Here is an 18,270-nt window from a genome sequence, read left to right on the forward strand (position 1 = left end):
GGGAGGGAAAGAGAATGTCAAAAACAGTCGTTCGTAAAAACGAGTCTTTGGAGGATGCACTTCGCCGTTTTAAAAGATCGGTTTCTAAAACTGGTACACTTGCTGAAGCAAGAAAGCGCGAGTTTTATGAAAAACCAAGTGTAAAACGTAAGAAGAAATCTGAAGCGGCAAGAAAGCGTAAATTCTAAGAGAGGGTGTAAGTTATGAGTCTTCTCGGTCGTTTAAACGATGATATGAAACAAGCGATGAAGAATAAACAAAAAGAAAAATTAACCGTTATTCGTATGGTTAAGGCTGCTTTACAAAATGAAGGTATTAAACTGCAACATACTCTTACTGAAGAAGAGGAAATAACAGTTTTAGCTCGTGAAGTAAAACAGTATAAGGACTCCCTCCTTGAATTTAAAAAAGCTGGTCGTGAAGACCTTGTTAATAAACTGCAAAGTGAAATTCAGATTTTAAGCGCATATTTGCCAGAGCAATTAACTGAAGAAGAACTAGTTGATGTAATCAAGCAAGTTATTTCTGAAGTTGGTGCGACTTCTAAAGCAGATATGGGTAAGGTGATGACTGCTGTTATGCCGAAAGTAAAAGGTAAAACAGACGGATCACTTGTGAATAAGCTGGTTATCCAGCTATTAGCATAAAAAAACGTCTCATTTCGTATGAGACGTTTTTTTATTGTTCTTATTAAGGAGAAACGCTATATTGCTTAAAAAGCGTTTCTGTAAGTGATAGAAACGCCTCTGGTATGTAAAAAAAGGTAACGGCCTTAGTTATGATTAATCCCACCATAAAAAAAGCTTTTTCGTTTCCTTAATTTCTTCGACTAACTCCTCAATGCTTTCTGTTCCTTGTTCCACTATATCTGGACAAAATTCATACATTTCTTGCGCGAAAGATTGCATTTCTTCGTCTGTAGGTAACGCGCTAAAAATGGCATCAACCCAGTCATGATCTGCACCGATTATGATAAAAGGATAGCGATCATTCCATTTTCTTAGTTTAAAAATAATATCTATATTGCTAACTTCGTAATTAACGCCATTTGTTTGTTGGATTGTAAGGATATCAAATTGGTCATTTCCTTGTGTAATTGCAATTCTACACTCACTCTTACTTCCTTGACTAAAACTTCTTTCGCAAATAAAAGCTAAGTATCCAAGTTTCTGAACCTCAGATTGAAGTTTTATAACTTGCTGTTCAGCAGAATCCTCAAAGGTAACGAAAGAGACTCCGGCTATTTTAGATTTTGAATCAGTTGCATAAAAGGGCTGGATGCTGCTGTTAGTAACTTGTTTTATAACATTCAAAATTTCTTGACTAAATCCAATTTCCTTTCGTATTTCCTCGCTTATTAATTCATTTTTTTGTTTTTTAATGAATCCTAATATTTTTTTGAAATTCATATAACAACCACCTATAAAATATTCTTACTTACACCGCAAAATTCAGAGTGGAGCAATTTCCTTTTTCGGATTTTATCTCATTTGTCTAATGAATGACAACTACTTATTCTATGGTCAGTATGTCACGTCCAGAACGAATTGTAACAGGTTTTTTCAAGTTTCCAACTTCTTGCTAGGCTCAATTTCTTAATGTAACTTGTACTGATATCCTGTAGGGGCGCATATTCTTGTATTAATACTTCTATTATTAAAGGTAACATCCTCTGATCCATCATTGTCCTGACAAATATGATTTCATATAGCGACTGTTTTAATTAACATGATATGAACTCTTGCAGAATATAGTTATGTTAGTGAAGTCGTTATAACACGATAGGCACTTGTGAAGAAATACATATATATGGGATGAGAGGGGGTCTTTCGAGATGAAGAAATTAGAACAAATGAAAAATTGGTTGACAAAACAAGTAGACCTACCAGTGGATGTATTAATGGATCTACCTCGGATTACTCTTGTTGGGCAAATACATATTTATATAGAAAATCATCGGGGGTTATTAGTGTTTTCAGATAAAGAAGTGCGATTGCTTTTAAAACACGGTCAATTATTAATTAAAGGACAATCCTTTGTTATTAAAACGATTCTTCCAGAAGAGCTTTTACTCGAGGGGATAATTGAGCAAGTAACATTTTTAGAAAATGAAAAAAAAGGTGATTGAAGTGAAACTTCCATTTGTGAAGTTTTTCTTCTTTATCCTGTAAAAGTTCCGTTGATAGAGACTGATTACAGTTTTACTCTGTTTTATTTTAGTACGAGCTATTTTAATGCTTCAAATAAAAAGTAGTATATCTACTTTTAGAAAGGTAGTGAAGGTGGTAAATGAAAAATAAATGGTTTATAAAGTGGCTTGGATATGTAAAAGTGCGAATTGAAGGTAGAGGAGCGGAACGGTTTGTTAATGAATGTGTACGGAGGAATTTATTAGTTTGGGATGTTAAAAAGATAGCTGATGAAACGTTAGTTTTTTGTATGTTGTTACGCGATGTGAAAAAAATAAAACCAATTTATAGAAAAAATGAATGTAAATTATATTTTATTGGACGTTATGGTTTTCCTTTTTGGAATAAACGTTTAATTAAAAACAGTGGATTTTTAATTGGTTTTTTAATTTTCTTTTTTGGTGTGATTGCAATGTCAAATATGGTTTGGAAAATTGAAATTACAGGAGCTAAACCTGAAACAGAATATATATTGATGAAAGAATTGGATAAAATGGGTATTAAAAAAGGGAAACTACAATTTCAAATGCCGAATGTAGAAGATGTGCAACGCCATTTGACAGATAATATTAATGCCATTACTTGGGCGGGACTAGAAGTAAGGGGAACGACTTATCATTTTAAAATTGTTGAAAAAAACGAACCGAAGAAAGAAAAGGAACAAAGGCCACAAAATTTAGTAGCAAAAAAAGAAGCGATTATTACAAAAACGTTTGTAGAAGTTGGAAAGCCGGTTGTACTGAAAAATGATCATGTAGAAAAAGGACAGATTCTCGTATCGGGAATATATGGTAATGAGGAAAGTCCGACGATTGTTTCAGCGAAAGGTATTGTATATGGCGAAACGTGGTATACATCTAAGGTGGATGTCCCGTTAAAGACGCAATTCCAAGTGTATACTGGTAATGTATACAATGAACATTTTCTTAAATTCGGGGATACGAAAATAAAAATATGGGGATTTCAGCATGATAAGTATAAACGCTCTCGTACTGAAAGTGTAAAGCATGATGTGAAATTATTTGGTTTTACACTGCCGATTGCATATGAAAAAGATGTTGTGAGAGAAGAAGAAGAAGCGAATCGAGAATATACAGAAAAGCAAGCGCTGAAAGTAGCGAAGGAGATGGCCGAAAAAGAACTAAAGAAAAAATTGGATGAACATGCTATGATTGTAAGTGATAAGATTTTGAGTAAAGAGGTTGAGGCGGATCAACTAAAAGTCACATTGCATTATACTGTGGTTGAAAATATTGCAGAGCCACAACCAATATCCGAATCCGATATTCAAGGAGACTGAGTAATGGCAGAACAATTAGTAGAAATGAACCAACAATTGGAAAATGCTAACGAAGCAATCGCTCTTTTTGGAGTTAATGATGCGCATTTAAAAGTAATTGAACGAGAACTGAATGTATCGATCGTAACTAGAGGAGAAACTGTTCATGTATCTGGGGCAGTTGAAACGGTGGCACTCGTAGAAAAAATCTTACAGCAATTACTTGTTGTAATTCGTAAAAGTATATCAATTTCAGAGAGAGATGTTGCGTATGCGATTCAGCTTGCACAACAAGGGAAAATTGCTCAATTTGAAGAGTTATATGAGGAAGAAATTTTCAAGACTGCAAAAGGTAAATCCATTCGTGTAAAAACAATGGGGCAAAGAAGATATATTCATGCGATGAAGAAGAATGATATTGTCTTTGGGATAGGGCCTGCAGGAACTGGAAAAACATATTTAGCTGTAGTAATGGCTGTGAGGGCTTTAAAACAAGGATATGTAAAGAAAATTATTTTAACAAGACCTGCTGTAGAAGCTGGAGAAAATTTAGGTTTTTTACCAGGGGATTTGAAAGAGAAGGTAGATCCATACTTACGCCCGTTATATGATGCTTTACATGATATTCTTGGACAAGAATATACGCAGCGTATGATGGAGCGAGGAGTAATTGAAATAGCTCCGCTTGCTTATATGAGGGGGCGTACGCTTGATGATTCATTTGTTATTTTAGATGAGGCTCAAAATACAACGGGTGCTCAAATAAAAATGTTTTTAACAAGATTAGGTTTTAGTTCTAAAATGGTTATTACAGGGGACCCTTCACAAGTAGACTTGCCAAAAGGGGTAAAATCAGGGCTATCTATAGCTGCTAATATTTTATCTGGTGTATCAGGTCTGTCATTTATTACATTAGAACAAACGGACGTTGTGAGACATCCATTGGTGCAACGTATTATTGAGGCATATGATAAAATGGAATGATCCTATTTGTCAGGATCATTTCTTTTTGTATGATAAGGTTGGCGAACGTCATATTTTTTACTATCATGAAAGATAAGGAAAATAAACTATTGGTACTAGTGTATAAAATATTGCCTCAAAGTATCGTTTGGTAGAAGAAATGAAAGCTATAAATAGTTTCACTTTATTTCTGGAGAGGAGAAGGTATTGAAATCATGTCAAGATCTCAAGAAATTTCTAAGTGGTTTCGTAATTTACAACATTCGAAAAAACTAAGTTGGATTTCTTACGTTGTGTTAGGAGCAGTGCTGTTTTTTGCGCTTATGAATAATGTAAAACCAGAACAATTAGATGTTAATATGTATTCTATTGCGAAAAAGACAATCCATTCTCCTATAAAAATTGAAGATAAAGTTACAACGGATAAAAAGAAAAAAGAAGCCGCTACAAAAGTTGAAGATCAATATACATATAAAAGTGAGTATAAACAAAACAAAGTTGATATTGTGAATGACGTCTTTGCTAAAGTGGATGAAGTGGTGCAAGAGATTAAAGCTGTTGGACCGGATGATCAAAAAAAGATGACTGATGCTGAGAAAGTGGACAAGTTAAAAAAGAAACTACCCGCTGACTTAACGAAAGAGTTATCTGATTCAAACTTACTGAATTTGATTAATGCAGATCCGAGCCAATTAGTATTAGCGAAAGATGCTGCGGTCACAGCGATTAATAGTATCATGACTGAGCATATTAAAATGGACGAATTGAAAGATGCGAAAGAACGATATGTAAGTGAGATGAATAGTGTTAATGTTGATAATGGTTTAAAAGAATCAATTAAGGCGCTAGGAAGATATGCAATTTCAGCTAACTATTTTTATGACCCAATCTTAACGAAAGAGAAGAGAAAAGCAGAGGAAGATTTAGTTCCACCTGTTTATATTCTTCAAGGACAAGTTCTTGTTAGAGAAGGTGAAACAATTTCAAGTGATGTGTATAATCAGTTGAAATTAGTTGGTTTGTTAGAAAAAGGGAACGGTTTTCAACCTTATGTTGGATTAGCGGTACTCATTGGTGTGTTACTATACTTTATGCATAAACAATTTGAATTATTTTTAAAGAGAAAAAGAGAAGATAGACCGTATGTTTTAGCGTATATTACAATTTTGTCTATCACAATCGTCTTAATGAAAATCATTAGTTTGTTTCAAAAACTTGAATACGCAGGGATTGCATATGTTGTCCCAGTTGCGATGGGAACAATACTTGTAAAACTAATGATTGGTGATCGATTTGTCTTTTTAACGAGTATGATTTTTTCTGTATGCGGAAGTATTATGTTTAATGAAGGAGTAACGAGTACATTAAATTATAGTGTAGGGATTTACGTATTGTTAAGTTCGTTATCGGTTAGTATTTTCTTGCGAGAAAAAAATCGTCGTACAATGATTTTACAAGCTGGTATACTCGTTTCTGTATTAAATGTAGTCGTATTGGCGGCGCTCTTATTATTACGTAATGGGAATTTTTCGCCTCTTGAAATTGGTACGCAATTATTAATGGCTTCACTTTCAGGGATTATATCATCCGTTTTGGCTATGGGGATTTTACCATATTTAGAAAGTGGACTTGGAATCGTATCAAGTATGAAGCTTATGGAATTATCAAGCCCAAATCATCCACTTTTACGCAGAATTTTGTTAGAAGCGCCAGGGACATATCATCATAGTGTAATGGTAGCGAATCTTTCTGAGGCTGCTTGTGAAGCAGTCGGGGCAAATGGTGTATTAGCGCGTGTAGGGGCATATTATCATGATGTAGGAAAAACAGTACAACCGCAATTCTTTATTGAAAACCAAATGGGAATTGAAAACCCGCATGATAAATTAGATCCTGTAACAAGTAAAGATATTATAATTGCTCACGTAACGGATGGAGTAAGAATGCTCGAAGAATATCATATTCCACAAGAAATTATTGATATCGCTGGGCAACATCACGGTACAACGTTACTGAAATATTTTTATTATAAAGCTATTAAAGAAGATAAAGAAAAATATACAGAAGAGATGTTCCGTTATCCAGGTTCAAAAGCAACTTCGAAAGAATCGGCAATTGTTGGTATTGCTGATAGTGTAGAAGCTGCGGTACGTTCTATGAATCACCCAACGCCAGAACAAATTAATAATTTGGTGCAAAGTATTATTAAAGATCGACTGCAAGACGGTCAATTTAGTGAATGTGATTTGACGTTTAAGGAACTACAAATCGTTGGAAAAACGTTGTGTGAAACGTTAAATGGTATTTTCCATTCGCGTATTACATATCCGGAACCTCCGGAAGAAAAGGAGAAAGAATGAGTTTGTTAATTGATTTTATTGATGAAACAGAAGAAGTAAAAGAAGAGTATATGAGTTTAATTCGTGAAGTGTTAGAAAAAGCAGCTCAAATGGAAAATATCGAGGATGGTGCGGAGGTATCGGTGACATTTGTAGATAATGAGCGCATTAGAGAAATTAATCGTGATTACCGAGATAAAGATCAACCTACAGATGTAATATCCTTTGCCATGGAAGAGATGGGAGAAGGAGAAATGGAGATTGTTGGTGCAGAGATGCCGCGCATGTTAGGGGATCTTATTATCTCTATTCCAAGGGCGAAAGAGCAAGCTGAAGAGTACGGACATTCTTTCGATCGTGAACTTGGATTTTTGGCGTTACATGGCTTTTTACATTTACTTGGTTATGATCACATGACAGAAGAAGATGAAAAAGAAATGTTCGGAAGACAAAAAGAAATTTTAGAAGCTTTTGGATTAGGACGATGAAAAAAGGAAAACTTATAGATAGTTTTGGATATGCTATAGCTGGTATATTCTTTTGTTTTCGTCATGAACGAAATATGAAAATCCATTATTTAGCCGCAGTTATTGTTATATGCTGCGGCTTTTATTTCCATATTACGAAAATAGAGTGGATGATATTACTTGTTGTAATAGGGAGTGTAATGAGTTTAGAGATGGTAAATACGGCTGTGGAAAAAACGGTAGATTTAGCGACTGCCGATATTCATCCGTTTGCAAAAATTGCAAAGGATGTTGCGGCAGGAGCGGTTTTATTGTTTGCAATTATAGCTGTTATAATTGGTGCTATTATCTTTTTACCGTATATGGTATAGTTGCATTCCGAAGCTTTTATTAAGCTTTGGAAGTGCTGTAAGGGCCTTTAATGAGAGAGTGTATCTCTTCATAGCTGTGAACAGGAAGGATGCGGGAATATGAATAGTAAACAATTAATTCTAGAAGCAATCGAAGCGCGTAAACAAGCGTACGTACCATATTCTAAATTTCAAGTAGGTGCAGCATTATTAACGCGCGGTGGAAAAGTATATCGTGGATGTAATGTTGAGAATGCATCATATGGCTTATGTAATTGTGCTGAAAGAACAGCTTTATTTAAGGCGGTTTCTGAAGGAGATAAAGAATTTGTAGCCATTGCGGTTGTAGCAGATACAAAGCGCCCAGTACCTCCTTGTGGAGCATGTCGACAAGTTATGGTAGAATTATGTAAACAGGATACGAAAGTATACTTATCAAACTTACATGGTGACGTTCAGGAGACGACAGTCGGAGAGTTGTTACCAGGAGCATTTTTAGCGGAGGATTTACATGAATAGAAAAGGTTATAAATCAGGTTTTGTCTCTATTATTGGCAGACCGAATGTTGGAAAATCTACATTTTTAAACCGTATTATTGGCCAGAAAATTGCTATTATGAGTGATAAGCCACAAACGACTCGTAATAAAATTCAAGGTGTATATACAGAAAATGATGCACAAGTTATTTTCATTGATACACCAGGAATACATAAACCTAAACATAAATTAGGCGACTTCATGGTAAAAATGGCTCAAACGACATTAAAAGAAGTTGATATTGTTCTGTTTATGGTTAATGCAGTTGAAGGATTTGGTCGTGGTGAGGAATTCATCATTGAGAAATTAAAAGAAACGAAACAACCAGTATTTTTAGTCATTAATAAAATTGACCAACTTCATCCAGAGCAATTACTAGAGTTAATTGATCAATATCGTAAACTACATGAATTTGCAGAGATTGTACCAATTTCTGCGTTAGACGGTAATAATGTGGACGCTTTAATTGGAACAATTAAAAAGTATTTACCAGAAGGACCACAATACTATCCAGAGAATCAAGTAACGGATCATCCGGAGAGATTTATTATTGCAGAGCTTATTCGTGAGAAAGTACTACATTTAACACGTGAAGAAGTGCCGCATTCTGTGGCTGTTGTTATCGATGCGATTCAAAAGCGTGAGGGCGGGGCAGTTTATATAAATGCAACGATTGTTGTTGAACGTGCATCACAAAAAGGAATCATCATCGGAAAACAAGGGAAAATGTTAAAAGAAGTTGGTAAGCGAGCTCGTTTTGATATTGAAGCGCTACTTGGTTCTAAAGTATTTTTAGAAGTATGGGTAAAAGTGCAAAAAGATTGGCGTAATAAAATGTCTCAGCTTCGTGACCTAGGTTTCCGCGAGGATGAGTACTAAAATAGAGTAAAGTTGTAATCAGTGGATGGTTGGTTCATCCACTGATTATTGGTTTTTATGAACTTTGATAAATTAGGAAAAATTTTTCTCACATGAAAATGGACAAAATGGGTCAATTTAATAACAACAAAGGAAATTGGTTTATAGGCTACGCTTATTGAGAAAGGTGGATTCTTATGCTAGATTTTACCTGGAAGTTTTTCTCCAAAACAGGAAGCATTGAAACGTACTTGCTTTTGAAAGAAATGGAAAAAGACGTAAACGATGAGATGGATCAACATGAAGAGGAGCTAGCGCATCTAGACTCTCCAATTTCTTGACCCGTTTTGTTCAAACCTTGGATGGTGACGAACATGTTTCAAAAAGTTGAGGGCATCGTTATCCGTACGACAGATTACGGAGAAACGAACAAAATTGTTACAATATTCTCAAGAGAACTTGGTAAGGTAAGTGCAATGGCAAGAGGGTCAAAAAAACCGAAAAGCCGATTAGCATCTGTGTCGCAATTAATGACACATGGCCATTTTCTAATTCAAATGGGATCTGGGCTTGGAACATTGCAACAAGGCGAGATTATTTCAACTATGAAAGAAATTCGCGAGGATATATTTTTAACTGCTTATGCATCATTTATTGTTGAGTTAACTGATAAAGCAACAGAAGATAAAAAACATAATCCGTATTTATTTGAAATGTTATATCAAACGTTGCATTATATGTGTGAGGGTGTTGATCCAGAAGTATTATCATTAATTTATCAAACGAAAATGCTTCCGGTATTAGGGATGCGCCCGTACTTTGATACATGTGCGATTTGTCATCAAGAAACAGACTTTGTCGCCTTCTCCGTAAGGGAAGGCGGTTTTCTGTGCTCACGTCATGCAGAGCAAGACCCATATCGTATACCGGTAGGAGAAGCTGTTCATAAATTATTACGCCTTTTCTTCCATTTCGATTTACATAGGCTCGGAAATGTATCGGTAAAGGATAGCACAAAAAAACAAATGCGTTTAGTATTGAATACATATTATGATGAATATTGCGGAATTTATTTGAAATCAAGACGTTTTTTAGAACAACTTGATAAGTTTCAAATATAATTTTGGGCCGTATACGGTCCTTTTTACATACTTTCTTTTTCGAATAGCATATTTAGTATATAATATTTAAGAGATAGTATAACTTTTTTCGTTGTGCATTAAAGGTGGTGATTATCATAGAGCTGAATAAACGGCAAGAACATATCATTCAGATTGTAAAAGATCACGGTCCTATTACAGGGGAATCAATTGCAGCGCAATTGGGTCTAACACGTGCGACGCTAAGACCAGACTTAGCAATTTTAACGATGGCTGGTTATTTAGAAGCACGTCCACGCGTAGGTTATTTTTATACGGGTAAAACTGGGGGGCAGCTATTATCTGAAGCTGTTAAGAAAATTAAAGTACAAGATTATCAATCTAGACCGGTTGTAATTGATAAAAATGTTTCCGTATACGATGCAATTTGTACGATGTTTTTAGAGGACGTTGGTACATTGTTCGTTGTAGATCAGATGACTCTATTAGTTGGTGTTGTGTCTCGTAAAGATTTATTAAGAGCGAGCTTAGGAAAGCAGGATTTAACCTCTCTTCCGGTTAATATTATCATGACAAGGATGCCAAACATTGCGATGTGTCGTAGAGAGGATTCTTTATATGATATTGCGATGGAATTAATAGAAAGACAGATTGATGCAATGCCAGTTGTAAAAGATACAAAACAAGGTTTAGAAGTGATTGGGCGAATTACAAAAACAAATATTACACGTGCGTTTGTAAATTTAGTAAATAACGAATAAGTGTAATTTGTTTAAAGTGAGGTAATGTAATGGATAATAAAATCGTATATGTCGTATCTGACTCTGTAGGAGAAACGGCTGATTTGGTTGTTCGAGCAGCAATGGGGCAATTCCCGTTTGCTCCTGATATTAGACGTGTACCGTATGTAGAAGATACAGGGACATTAAAAGAAGTGATTTCGATTGCTAAGAGTAATCAAGCACTTATATGTTTTACGTTAGTTAAGCCTGATATGCGCCAGTATTTAGTAACAGAGGCTGCAAAAGAAGGGGTAGAGGCATACGATATTATCGGCCCTCTTATTGATCAAATTGAAGAAATTACGGGGCAAGTGCCGAGATATGAGCCAGGTGTTGTCCGTAGGTTAGATGAAGAATACTTTAAAAAGATTGAAGCGATTGAGTTTGCTGTGAAGTATGATGACGGCAGAGATGCACGAGGTATTTTAAAAGCAGATATCGTGTTGATTGGTGTTTCGCGTACATCAAAAACACCACTTTCCCAATATTTAGCTCATAACAAACGCTTGAAAGTTGCGAATGTACCACTCGTGCCAGAAGTTGACCCACCTGAAGAACTATATCAAGTGGCAAAAGAAAAATGTTTCGGTTTGAAAATTACGCCAGATAAGTTAAATCATATTCGAAAAGAACGATTAAAATCACTTGGATTAAGTGATGGAGCAACATATGCAAATATTAATCGTATTCAAGAAGAAATTGATCACTTTGAGGAAGTAATTAGTAAAATAAATTGCCAAGTAATCGATGTATCGAATAAAGCGATTGAAGAAACAGCAAATATTATTGTGAATGCAGTGCAAAACCAAAAAATGTTTTAGCACATTTACCAAAGGTGAATGTGCTTTTTTCGCTCATGTGAAATATGATACCTATGGATTTTGTAATAGATTGTAGTGTAATGGTTATACTTATACTCCTTTGTCTTTTAGTATATTCAAGGTGTGAGTTTGTCATCCTGAAATGTAAGATGAAAAAATAAAGGGATATGTAGCGTAGTTGAAGAAAATATATTATAATAAAAAATTGTGATAAAAACCTATATTTTACGTTTAGACTTTAATTTTTCAGAATAAACTAGGGATAGGATTTACGAAAAAGACATGTAATTACGTTAAATCGACAAAATCTATACAAGAAAACGCACATTATGGAAGGATTCACAGAAGGGATGTAGAATACAGAAATATGCAAAACATCAACAACATATTAGTTGGTGTAGATGTATATCCCGTGAAGGCTGAAATTGTGCAAGTTGGAGCGGAATTTCATGTCGGAATTTTGTTTGTCGCATCATATGCTCATCCTTTAAGGAAATAGCAAGGCAATTGGATCATTGTAGATACTGAACAAAATGGAGTTGATTGTTATATGGATCAACATGAAAAAGTTACAGATCTCAAGATCAAACAGTATATGTGGCTTGCTACTCTTCTTGTAAAAAGGTGTATATGTATTGTTTCTAAGAGATACATTTGTAACAGATGAGCAAATGTATACAATTTTATATAGCAAGTATGTATATGCGATTTATGCAGATAAAGGACCTATAGGAAAGGTTCAAAATCGTTTATACAATGTAATCGGCAACACTTTCTAACAAGTTTAGAAAAATATTGTCGAATTATAAAGGAATTTTTTAATTTATATCGAATACAAAATACGACACGGAGATGGAGTTATGGGGAACAGAATTCCCGAAGAAGTTGTTGAACAGATTCGGACATCATCCGATATTGTAGAAGTCATTGGTGAATACGTTCAACTTAGAAAACAGGGGCGTAACTATTTCGGCCTTTGTCCATTTCATGGTGAGAATTCTCCTTCATTCTCTGTTTCATCTGATAAGCAAATTTTTCATTGCTTCGGATGTGGAGAAGGTGGAAATGTATTTTCCTTTCTAATGAAAATGGAAGGACTGGCGTTTACCGAGGCTGTTCAAAAGCTAGGCGAAAGAAATGGAATTGCGGTTGCAGAGTACACATCAGGACAAGGACAACAAGAAGACATATCTGATGACACTGTCATCATGCAACAAGCTCATGAATTATTGAAAAAGTATTATCATCATTTATTAGTAAATACGGAAGAGGGAAATGAAGCACTTTCATATTTATTAAACCGTGGTATTACGAAAGAGATGATTGAGAAGTTTGAAATTGGTTATGCATCACCTGCTTGGGATGCAGCGACGAAAATTTTACAAAAAAGAGGTTTATCGCTGTCTACTATGGAACAAGCTGGCCTTCTAATAAGAAGTGAGAAGGATGGTAGTCATTATGATCGCTTCCGTGGAAGAGTTATGTTCCCGATCTATACGTTACAAGGTAAGGTGATAGCGTTTAGTGGAAGGGCGTTAGGAGATGACACTCCGAAATATTTAAATAGTCCTGAAACACCGATTTTTCACAAAAGTAAATTGTTGTATAACTTCCACCAAGCAAGACCATTTATTAGAAAGCGTGGGCAAGTGGTTCTTTTCGAAGGATATGCCGATGTACTAGCTGCGGTAAAGAGTGGTGTGGAAGAAGCTGTTGCGACAATGGGAACAGCTTTAACTGAAGAACAAGCAAAACTTCTGCGACGTAACGTTGAAACTGTTGTTCTTTGCTATGATGGTGATAAAGCAGGGCGAGAAGCGACGATGAAAGCAGGGCAATTATTGCTAAAAGTTGGTTGCCAAGTGAAAGTCACATCCTTGCCAGATAAGCTTGATCCTGATGAATATGTGCAACAATATGGGACTACTGCTTTTGAAAATCTTGTGAAATCAAGTGTGAGTTTTGTTGGTTTTAAAATAAATTATTTGCGTTTAGGGAAAAATTTGCAAGATGAGTCTGGCAAAGAAGAATATGTGAAAAGTGTTTTAAAAGAGTTATCGTTGTTACAAGATGCGATGCAGGCAGAGTCATATTTGAAGTCATTATCGCAAGAATTTTCGTATTCAATGGAAACACTTTTGAATCAATTGCACCAATATCGCAAAGAACAAAAGGTACAGCAAAAACAAATAAAGCAGGTTGCTAAACCGTCTCAAGTCGTTCAAACAAAACCGAAGTTAACAGGTTTTGAAAGAGCGGAAAGAGAAATTATTTACCATATGTTGCAAAGTGCAGAAGTAGCTGTTCGTATGGAATCCCATATAGAAGATTTTCATACAGAAGAACATAAAGGGATTTTATATGAACTATACGCATATTATGAAAAGGGAAATGAACCTTCAGTCGGAACATTTTTAAGTTGGCTCTCTGATGAAAAGTTGAAAAATATTATCACTGATATTTCGACGGATGAATTTATTAATCCAGAATACACAGAAGAAGTGTTACAAGGCCATTTGGAGACGCTTAGACGGCATCAGGAAAAACTTGAAAAGATGGAGATCATCTTTAAAGTGAAACAAATGGAAAAAACAGATCCTGTAGAGGCTGCTAAATATTATGTAGCATATTTACAAAATCAAAAAGCGAGAAAATAGCTTTTTTGATAAAGTTTTAGTATAATGAATGTTTGTATCTCGCGTAAGGAGGGGAACAGATGGCTGACAAACCAGCTCGTTCTAAACAAATTGAAACTGAAATGACCCTTGAGCAAGTGAAAGAACAACTCACTGAGCTCGGAAAAAAACGTGGCGTTCTTACATATGAAGAGATTGCAGAACGCATGAATGGATTTGAAATTGAATCCGATCAAATGGATGAATACTATGAATATTTAGGTGAACAAGGCATTGACTTAGTTGGTGATAATGACAACGAAGAAGGCCCTAATAATCGCCAAATTTCAAAAACAGAAGAAGAGTTTGACCTCAATGATTTAAGTGTACCACCAGGGGTTAAAATCAACGATCCTGTTCGTATGTATTTAAAAGAAATTGGTCGTGTAGACTTACTATCTGCAGAAGAAGAAATTCGACTTGCAACGCGTATTGAAGAAGGCGATGAAGAAGCGAAACGTCGTCTTGCAGAAGCAAACTTACGTCTTGTAGTAAGTATTGCAAAGCGCTATGTAGGCCGTGGTATGCTTTTCTTAGACTTAATTCAAGAAGGTAATATGGGTCTAATTAAAGCTGTTGAAAAGTTCGATTATCGTAAAGGTTTCAAATTTAGTACGTATGCAACTTGGTGGATTCGCCAAGCTATTACACGTGCCATTGCAGACCAAGCGCGAACAATTCGTATTCCAGTTCATATGGTTGAAACGATTAACAAGTTAATTCGTGTACAACGCCAATTATTACAAGATTTAGGTCGTGAACCGTCTCCTGAAGAGATTGGTGAAGAAATGGATCTTGCTCCAGAAAAAGTACGTGAAATCTTAAAAATTGCACAGGAGCCAGTTTCTCTTGAAACACCAATTGGTGAAGAAGATGACTCCCATTTAGGTGACTTTATTGAAGACCAAGAAGCAACATCGCCTGCGGACCATGCAGCCTATGAATTGCTAAAAGAACAATTAGAAGATGTGTTAGATACGCTAACAGATCGTGAAGAAAATGTTCTACGTCTTCGTTTCGGTTTAGATGATGGACGAACTCGTACGCTTGAAGAAGTTGGGAAAGTATTCGGCGTAACGAGAGAGCGTATCCGTCAAATTGAAGCAAAAGCACTTCGCAAATTAAGACATCCAAGCCGTAGTAAGCGTCTTAAGGATTTCTTAGAATAGGTTATTTTTTTAAGTTTACTTCACCATTGTGAAGTAAACTTTTTTATTTTGTTAATTTTTGTTAAAATTTAGCTATCGGCAACGATTACAATTTCTTGTAATTTATTTTACAGAATTGTCTTTTGATTTGCAAATGCTCATTTTTCGATTTTTCGATTAATTTTGTTTATTCTATACAAAAATATATGTAGAAAAGAGAAAAATATGATGAGAAACGTTAATAATTATCGAAATAATAAGCGATATGACAATAAAAAACAATAAACTGAATTTATGGAATATTTTTAACAAGTGGTAGTTTACTCTTTTCTGATAGAGCGTTTTCAAGTACAATGGAAATGACTGAATCATCTAACTATTTAGGGGTATAGAGGGGGGAGAAGAGATATGAAACGTAATCCGCTGATTCCGTTCGCTCTTATTGCAGCATTGGGTATTATCGTTATGTTTGTATTTTCATTTCAGGGGCTAAATAAATCTAAAGAGTTAGCTGATGCAAAAAATGGCGGGAAGCCAGCACAAACGGCATCAAAACCAGAAGATATTGTGAAGCAAAGCTGTACGAGCTGCCATGGTGATCAGTTACAAGGGGCAGTTGGACCTAACTTGCAAAAAATTGGTGGGAAACTTTCAAAGGATGAAATTAAAGAAATTCTTTCGAAAGGAAAAGGCAATATGCCTGCCAATATAGTTCCAGCTGATCAAGCCGCTAAAGTAGCTGATTGGTTATCGAAGAAAAAATAAAGTTCCGTATGACAAGCCTTTTGCTTATGCAAAGGGCTTGTTTTTCTATATTTTCTAAAATACGATGAATGATAGAGCAGTGAATTGTTGTTATGGGCTTGCAACAACTACTATAAATTCATTATCATGGAGACAGACTGACAAGAGAAGGAGTAATGGAAATACATGAATGAAGTAAAGCTTTCAAAACGATTAGAAGAAGTTGTACGTGAAATACCAGTAGGATCTACAGTCGCTGATATTGGATCGGATCATGCGTATTTACCGTGTTATACAATTATAAATAATATTGCTACAAAAGCAGTTGCAGGAGAGGTCGTAGATGGACCATTTCGCTCTGCGCAAGCAACTGTAGCTGAAAGTGGTTTACAAGATAAAGTAGATGTGCGTAAAGGGAATGGATTAGCTGTTATCGCACCAGGAGAAGTAGATGTAATTACGGTTGCCGGAATGGGCGGAGCGTTAATTCGTGACATTTTAGAAAGTGGTAAAGAAAAATTAGAAGGTGTAACACGTTTAATTTTACAGCCTAATATTGCAGCGCATCATATTCGTGAATGGTTTATTGAGAATGGTTGGGAGCTTATCCATGAAAAAATCGTAAAAGAAGATGGGAAAATTTACGAAATTTTAGTAGGGGAGCGAGGAAATGTTGCAGCGCCTTACTCTGAAAATAAACAAGCTGAATTGTTTATGGGACCATTTTTAATAACAGAAAAAAGTGAAGCCTTCGTTGAAAAATGGGAAGGAGAATTAAAAAACTTCCAAAATATTTTAAAACAGTTAGAACGTGCAGCTGATTCTGAAGAAACAAAAGCGAAGCGTGGGGAAGTAGAAGCGAAAATGAAAATGATAGGGGAGGTTTTATCATGAGTAAAATTCCAAATGGCCATGAAGTTATTTCTTTATTTGAAAGTATGTATCCGAAGCATTTGGCGATGGAAGGAGATAAGATTGGCCTGCAGATTGGAGCGCTTAATAAACCCGTGCGGCACGTATTGATTGCGTTAGATGTAACGGAAGAAGTTGTGGATGAAGCAATTCAATTAGGGGCAAATGTCATTATTGCTCATCATCCTTTAATTTTTAACCCGTTAAAAGCGATTCATACAGATAAGGCGTATGGGAAAATTATTGAAAAGTGTATTAAAAATGATATTGCAATCTATGCAGCGCATACAAATGTGGATGTTGCTAAGGGCGGGGTAAATGATTTACTTGCTGAGGCGTTAGGATTGCAAAATACAGAAGTTTTGGCACCGACATATGCAGAAGAAATGAAAAAAGTTGTTGTGTTTGTGCCAGTCACTCATGCAGAAGAAGTAAGGAATGCATTAGGAGACGCAGGTGCTGGTCATATCGGCAATTATAGCCACTGTACGTTTAGTAGCGAGGGTACAGGCGCATTTGTACCTCAAGAGGGGACAAATCCTTATATCGGGGAAACTGGACAGTTAGAACGTGTAGAAGAAGTGCGAATCGAAACGATTATTCCAGCTTCATTACAGCGGAAAGTGATTAAAGCAATGGTAACGGCGCACCCTTATGAAGAAGTAGCATACGATGTGTATCCGCTTGATAATAAAGGTGAAACGTTAGGCCTAGGAAAAATAGGATACTTACAAGAAGAAATGACGCTTGGTCAATTTGCAGAACATGTGAAACAATCATTAGACGTGAAGGGCGCAAGAGTTGTCGGTAAGTTAGACGATAGAGTGCGTAAAGTAGCTGTACTTGGTGGAGATGGTAATAAATATATAAACCAAGCGAAATTTAAAGGAGCAGATGTATATGTAACTGGTGACATGTACTATCATGTTGCTCATGATGCGATGATGCTCGGTTTAAATATAGTTGACCCAGGACATAATGTTGAAAAAGTAATGAAACAAGGTGTACAAAAGCAATTACAAGAAAAAGTGGATGCAAAGAAACTCATTGTACACATTCATGCTTCGCAGTTACATACAGATCCATTTATATTTGTATAAGAAAA

22 protein-coding genes are annotated in these 18,270 nt (G+C 35.6%); 21 read left to right on the forward strand and 1 reads right to left on the reverse strand.

Going from position 1 to position 18,270, the window contains the following annotated elements:
- The first annotated feature begins 14 nt into the window (after positions 1-14).
- Positions 15-188, forward strand: a complete 174-nt coding sequence (gene rpsU / locus M1D66_RS05880; RefSeq protein ID WP_000048061.1) for a 30S ribosomal protein S21 — start codon at positions 15-17, stop codon at positions 186-188.
- Between the two features lie 15 nt (positions 189-203).
- A complete protein-coding gene (locus M1D66_RS05885) occupies positions 204-647 on the forward strand; it encodes a GatB/YqeY domain-containing protein (RefSeq protein WP_000054562.1) in 444 nt (147 codons plus the stop codon).
- A gap of 135 nt (positions 648-782) precedes the next feature.
- On the opposite strand, the gene M1D66_RS05890 is transcribed toward M1D66_RS05885, so the two are convergent.
- Positions 783-1,409, reverse strand: coding sequence for a DUF4253 domain-containing protein (locus M1D66_RS05890; protein ID WP_242283163.1), 627 nt, complete (start codon positions 1,407-1,409; stop codon positions 783-785).
- Between the two features lie 425 nt (positions 1,410-1,834).
- Here M1D66_RS05890 and yqfC point away from each other — a divergent pair, with 425 nt between their 5' ends.
- The 19 genes from yqfC (at position 1,835) to M1D66_RS05985 (ending at position 18,265) form a co-directional block, all read left to right on the forward strand.
- Positions 1,835-2,128 (forward strand): sporulation protein YqfC, encoded by a 294-nt coding sequence (yqfC, locus tag M1D66_RS05895; protein WP_000732269.1) that lies wholly within the window; start codon positions 1,835-1,837, stop codon positions 2,126-2,128.
- Positions 2,129-2,289: 161 nt separating this feature from the next.
- Complete coding sequence (gene yqfD / locus M1D66_RS05900) at positions 2,290-3,489, forward strand: sporulation protein YqfD (RefSeq protein ID WP_000792498.1); 1,200 nt, start codon at positions 2,290-2,292, stop codon at positions 3,487-3,489.
- A 3-nt stretch (positions 3,490-3,492) separates the two neighbouring features.
- Positions 3,493-4,452 carry a PhoH family protein gene (locus M1D66_RS05905; protein WP_000840501.1) on the forward strand — a complete coding sequence of 320 codons (960 nt, stop codon included), beginning with the start codon at positions 3,493-3,495 and terminating at the stop codon, positions 4,450-4,452.
- A gap of 194 nt (positions 4,453-4,646) precedes the next feature.
- Positions 4,647-6,791 (forward strand): HD family phosphohydrolase, encoded by a 2,145-nt coding sequence (locus tag M1D66_RS05910; protein ID WP_000091509.1) that lies wholly within the window; start codon positions 4,647-4,649, stop codon positions 6,789-6,791.
- Positions 6,788-7,258: an rRNA maturation RNase YbeY gene (ybeY, locus tag M1D66_RS05915; RefSeq protein WP_000054684.1), complete on the forward strand. Its 471-nt coding sequence runs from the start codon at positions 6,788-6,790 to the stop codon at positions 7,256-7,258. Before M1D66_RS05910 ends, ybeY begins: the two co-directional genes overlap by 4 nt.
- Positions 7,255-7,608: a diacylglycerol kinase family protein gene (locus tag M1D66_RS05920; protein ID WP_000715466.1), complete on the forward strand. Its 354-nt coding sequence runs from the start codon at positions 7,255-7,257 to the stop codon at positions 7,606-7,608. Before ybeY ends, M1D66_RS05920 begins: the two co-directional genes overlap by 4 nt.
- A gap of 99 nt (positions 7,609-7,707) precedes the next feature.
- Positions 7,708-8,106 carry a cytidine deaminase gene (locus M1D66_RS05925; protein WP_001086285.1) on the forward strand — a complete coding sequence of 133 codons (399 nt, stop codon included), beginning with the start codon at positions 7,708-7,710 and terminating at the stop codon, positions 8,104-8,106.
- Positions 8,099-9,004 (forward strand): GTPase Era, encoded by a 906-nt coding sequence (gene era / locus M1D66_RS05930; RefSeq protein WP_001080230.1) that lies wholly within the window; start codon positions 8,099-8,101, stop codon positions 9,002-9,004. The genes M1D66_RS05925 and era overlap by 8 nt, the downstream gene beginning before the upstream one ends.
- 176 nt (positions 9,005-9,180) lie before the next feature.
- The gene (locus M1D66_RS05935; protein WP_000883924.1) at positions 9,181-9,324 is read left to right on the forward strand and encodes a YqzL family protein; all 144 of its coding nucleotides are present in this window, start codon (positions 9,181-9,183) and stop codon (positions 9,322-9,324) included.
- A gap of 33 nt (positions 9,325-9,357) precedes the next feature.
- Positions 9,358-10,104, forward strand: a complete 747-nt coding sequence (gene recO, locus M1D66_RS05940) for a DNA repair protein RecO (protein WP_000487015.1) — start codon at positions 9,358-9,360, stop codon at positions 10,102-10,104.
- A gap of 107 nt (positions 10,105-10,211) precedes the next feature.
- Positions 10,212-10,844: a transcriptional regulator CcpN gene (ccpN, locus tag M1D66_RS05945; RefSeq protein ID WP_000583756.1), complete on the forward strand. Its 633-nt coding sequence runs from the start codon at positions 10,212-10,214 to the stop codon at positions 10,842-10,844.
- A 29-nt stretch (positions 10,845-10,873) separates the two neighbouring features.
- Positions 10,874-11,686 (forward strand): pyruvate, water dikinase regulatory protein, encoded by an 813-nt coding sequence (locus M1D66_RS05950; protein ID WP_000368944.1) that lies wholly within the window; start codon positions 10,874-10,876, stop codon positions 11,684-11,686.
- A 367-nt stretch (positions 11,687-12,053) separates the two neighbouring features.
- Positions 12,054-12,185, forward strand: a complete 132-nt coding sequence (locus M1D66_RS05955; RefSeq protein ID WP_002024806.1) for a hypothetical protein — start codon at positions 12,054-12,056, stop codon at positions 12,183-12,185.
- 136 nt (positions 12,186-12,321) lie between these two features.
- Positions 12,322-12,465 carry a hypothetical protein gene (locus tag M1D66_RS05960; protein ID WP_000479733.1) on the forward strand — a complete coding sequence of 48 codons (144 nt, stop codon included), beginning with the start codon at positions 12,322-12,324 and terminating at the stop codon, positions 12,463-12,465.
- An 81-nt stretch (positions 12,466-12,546) separates the two neighbouring features.
- Positions 12,547-14,343, forward strand: coding sequence for a DNA primase (dnaG, locus tag M1D66_RS05965; protein ID WP_000528223.1), 1,797 nt, complete (start codon positions 12,547-12,549; stop codon positions 14,341-14,343).
- A 59-nt stretch (positions 14,344-14,402) separates the two neighbouring features.
- The gene (gene rpoD / locus M1D66_RS05970) at positions 14,403-15,530 is read left to right on the forward strand and encodes an RNA polymerase sigma factor RpoD (protein ID WP_000764065.1); all 1,128 of its coding nucleotides are present in this window, start codon (positions 14,403-14,405) and stop codon (positions 15,528-15,530) included.
- A 387-nt stretch (positions 15,531-15,917) separates the two neighbouring features.
- On the forward strand, positions 15,918-16,274 hold the full coding sequence (cccA, locus tag M1D66_RS05975) for a cytochrome c550 (RefSeq protein ID WP_000828141.1): 357 nt from the start codon (positions 15,918-15,920) through the stop codon (positions 16,272-16,274).
- A gap of 165 nt (positions 16,275-16,439) precedes the next feature.
- Entirely contained in the window at positions 16,440-17,147 is a 708-nt protein-coding gene (locus M1D66_RS05980; protein WP_001006542.1) for a tRNA (adenine(22)-N(1))-methyltransferase, read from the forward strand.
- Complete coding sequence (locus M1D66_RS05985) at positions 17,144-18,265, forward strand: Nif3-like dinuclear metal center hexameric protein (protein ID WP_242555048.1); 1,122 nt, start codon at positions 17,144-17,146, stop codon at positions 18,263-18,265. The genes M1D66_RS05980 and M1D66_RS05985 overlap by 4 nt, the downstream gene beginning before the upstream one ends.
- Positions 18,266-18,270 lie beyond the last annotated feature (5 nt).

The organism is Bacillus sp. PK6-16 (assembly GCF_056530295.1).

What these genes read in the sequence shown, in the direction of transcription:
- rpsU (WP_000048061.1), top strand. Translation starts at nt 15, where the DNA reads ATGTCAAAAACAGTCGTTCGTAAAAACGAGTCTTTGGAGGATGCACTT.
- M1D66_RS05885 (WP_000054562.1), top strand. Translation starts at nt 204, where the DNA reads ATGAGTCTTCTCGGTCGTTTAAACGATGATATGAAACAAGCGATGAAG.
- M1D66_RS05890 (WP_242283163.1), bottom strand. Translation starts at nt 1,409, where the DNA reads ATGAATTTCAAAAAAATATTAGGATTCATTAAAAAACAAAAAAATGAA.
- yqfC (WP_000732269.1), top strand. Translation starts at nt 1,835, where the DNA reads ATGAAGAAATTAGAACAAATGAAAAATTGGTTGACAAAACAAGTAGAC.
- yqfD (WP_000792498.1), top strand. Translation starts at nt 2,290, where the DNA reads ATGAAAAATAAATGGTTTATAAAGTGGCTTGGATATGTAAAAGTGCGA.
- M1D66_RS05905 (WP_000840501.1), top strand. Translation starts at nt 3,493, where the DNA reads ATGGCAGAACAATTAGTAGAAATGAACCAACAATTGGAAAATGCTAAC.
- M1D66_RS05910 (WP_000091509.1), top strand. Translation starts at nt 4,647, where the DNA reads ATGTCAAGATCTCAAGAAATTTCTAAGTGGTTTCGTAATTTACAACAT.
- ybeY (WP_000054684.1), top strand. Translation starts at nt 6,788, where the DNA reads ATGAGTTTGTTAATTGATTTTATTGATGAAACAGAAGAAGTAAAAGAA.
- M1D66_RS05920 (WP_000715466.1), top strand. Translation starts at nt 7,255, where the DNA reads ATGAAAAAAGGAAAACTTATAGATAGTTTTGGATATGCTATAGCTGGT.
- M1D66_RS05925 (WP_001086285.1), top strand. Translation starts at nt 7,708, where the DNA reads ATGAATAGTAAACAATTAATTCTAGAAGCAATCGAAGCGCGTAAACAA.
- era (WP_001080230.1), top strand. Translation starts at nt 8,099, where the DNA reads ATGAATAGAAAAGGTTATAAATCAGGTTTTGTCTCTATTATTGGCAGA.
- M1D66_RS05935 (WP_000883924.1), top strand. Translation starts at nt 9,181, where the DNA reads ATGCTAGATTTTACCTGGAAGTTTTTCTCCAAAACAGGAAGCATTGAA.
- recO (WP_000487015.1), top strand. Translation starts at nt 9,358, where the DNA reads ATGTTTCAAAAAGTTGAGGGCATCGTTATCCGTACGACAGATTACGGA.
- M1D66_RS05950 (WP_000368944.1), top strand. Translation starts at nt 10,874, where the DNA reads ATGGATAATAAAATCGTATATGTCGTATCTGACTCTGTAGGAGAAACG.
- M1D66_RS05955 (WP_002024806.1), top strand. Translation starts at nt 12,054, where the DNA reads ATGCAAAACATCAACAACATATTAGTTGGTGTAGATGTATATCCCGTG.
- dnaG (WP_000528223.1), top strand. Translation starts at nt 12,547, where the DNA reads ATGGGGAACAGAATTCCCGAAGAAGTTGTTGAACAGATTCGGACATCA.
- rpoD (WP_000764065.1), top strand. Translation starts at nt 14,403, where the DNA reads ATGGCTGACAAACCAGCTCGTTCTAAACAAATTGAAACTGAAATGACC.
- cccA (WP_000828141.1), top strand. Translation starts at nt 15,918, where the DNA reads ATGAAACGTAATCCGCTGATTCCGTTCGCTCTTATTGCAGCATTGGGT.
- M1D66_RS05980 (WP_001006542.1), top strand. Translation starts at nt 16,440, where the DNA reads ATGAATGAAGTAAAGCTTTCAAAACGATTAGAAGAAGTTGTACGTGAA.
- M1D66_RS05985 (WP_242555048.1), top strand. Translation starts at nt 17,144, where the DNA reads ATGAGTAAAATTCCAAATGGCCATGAAGTTATTTCTTTATTTGAAAGT.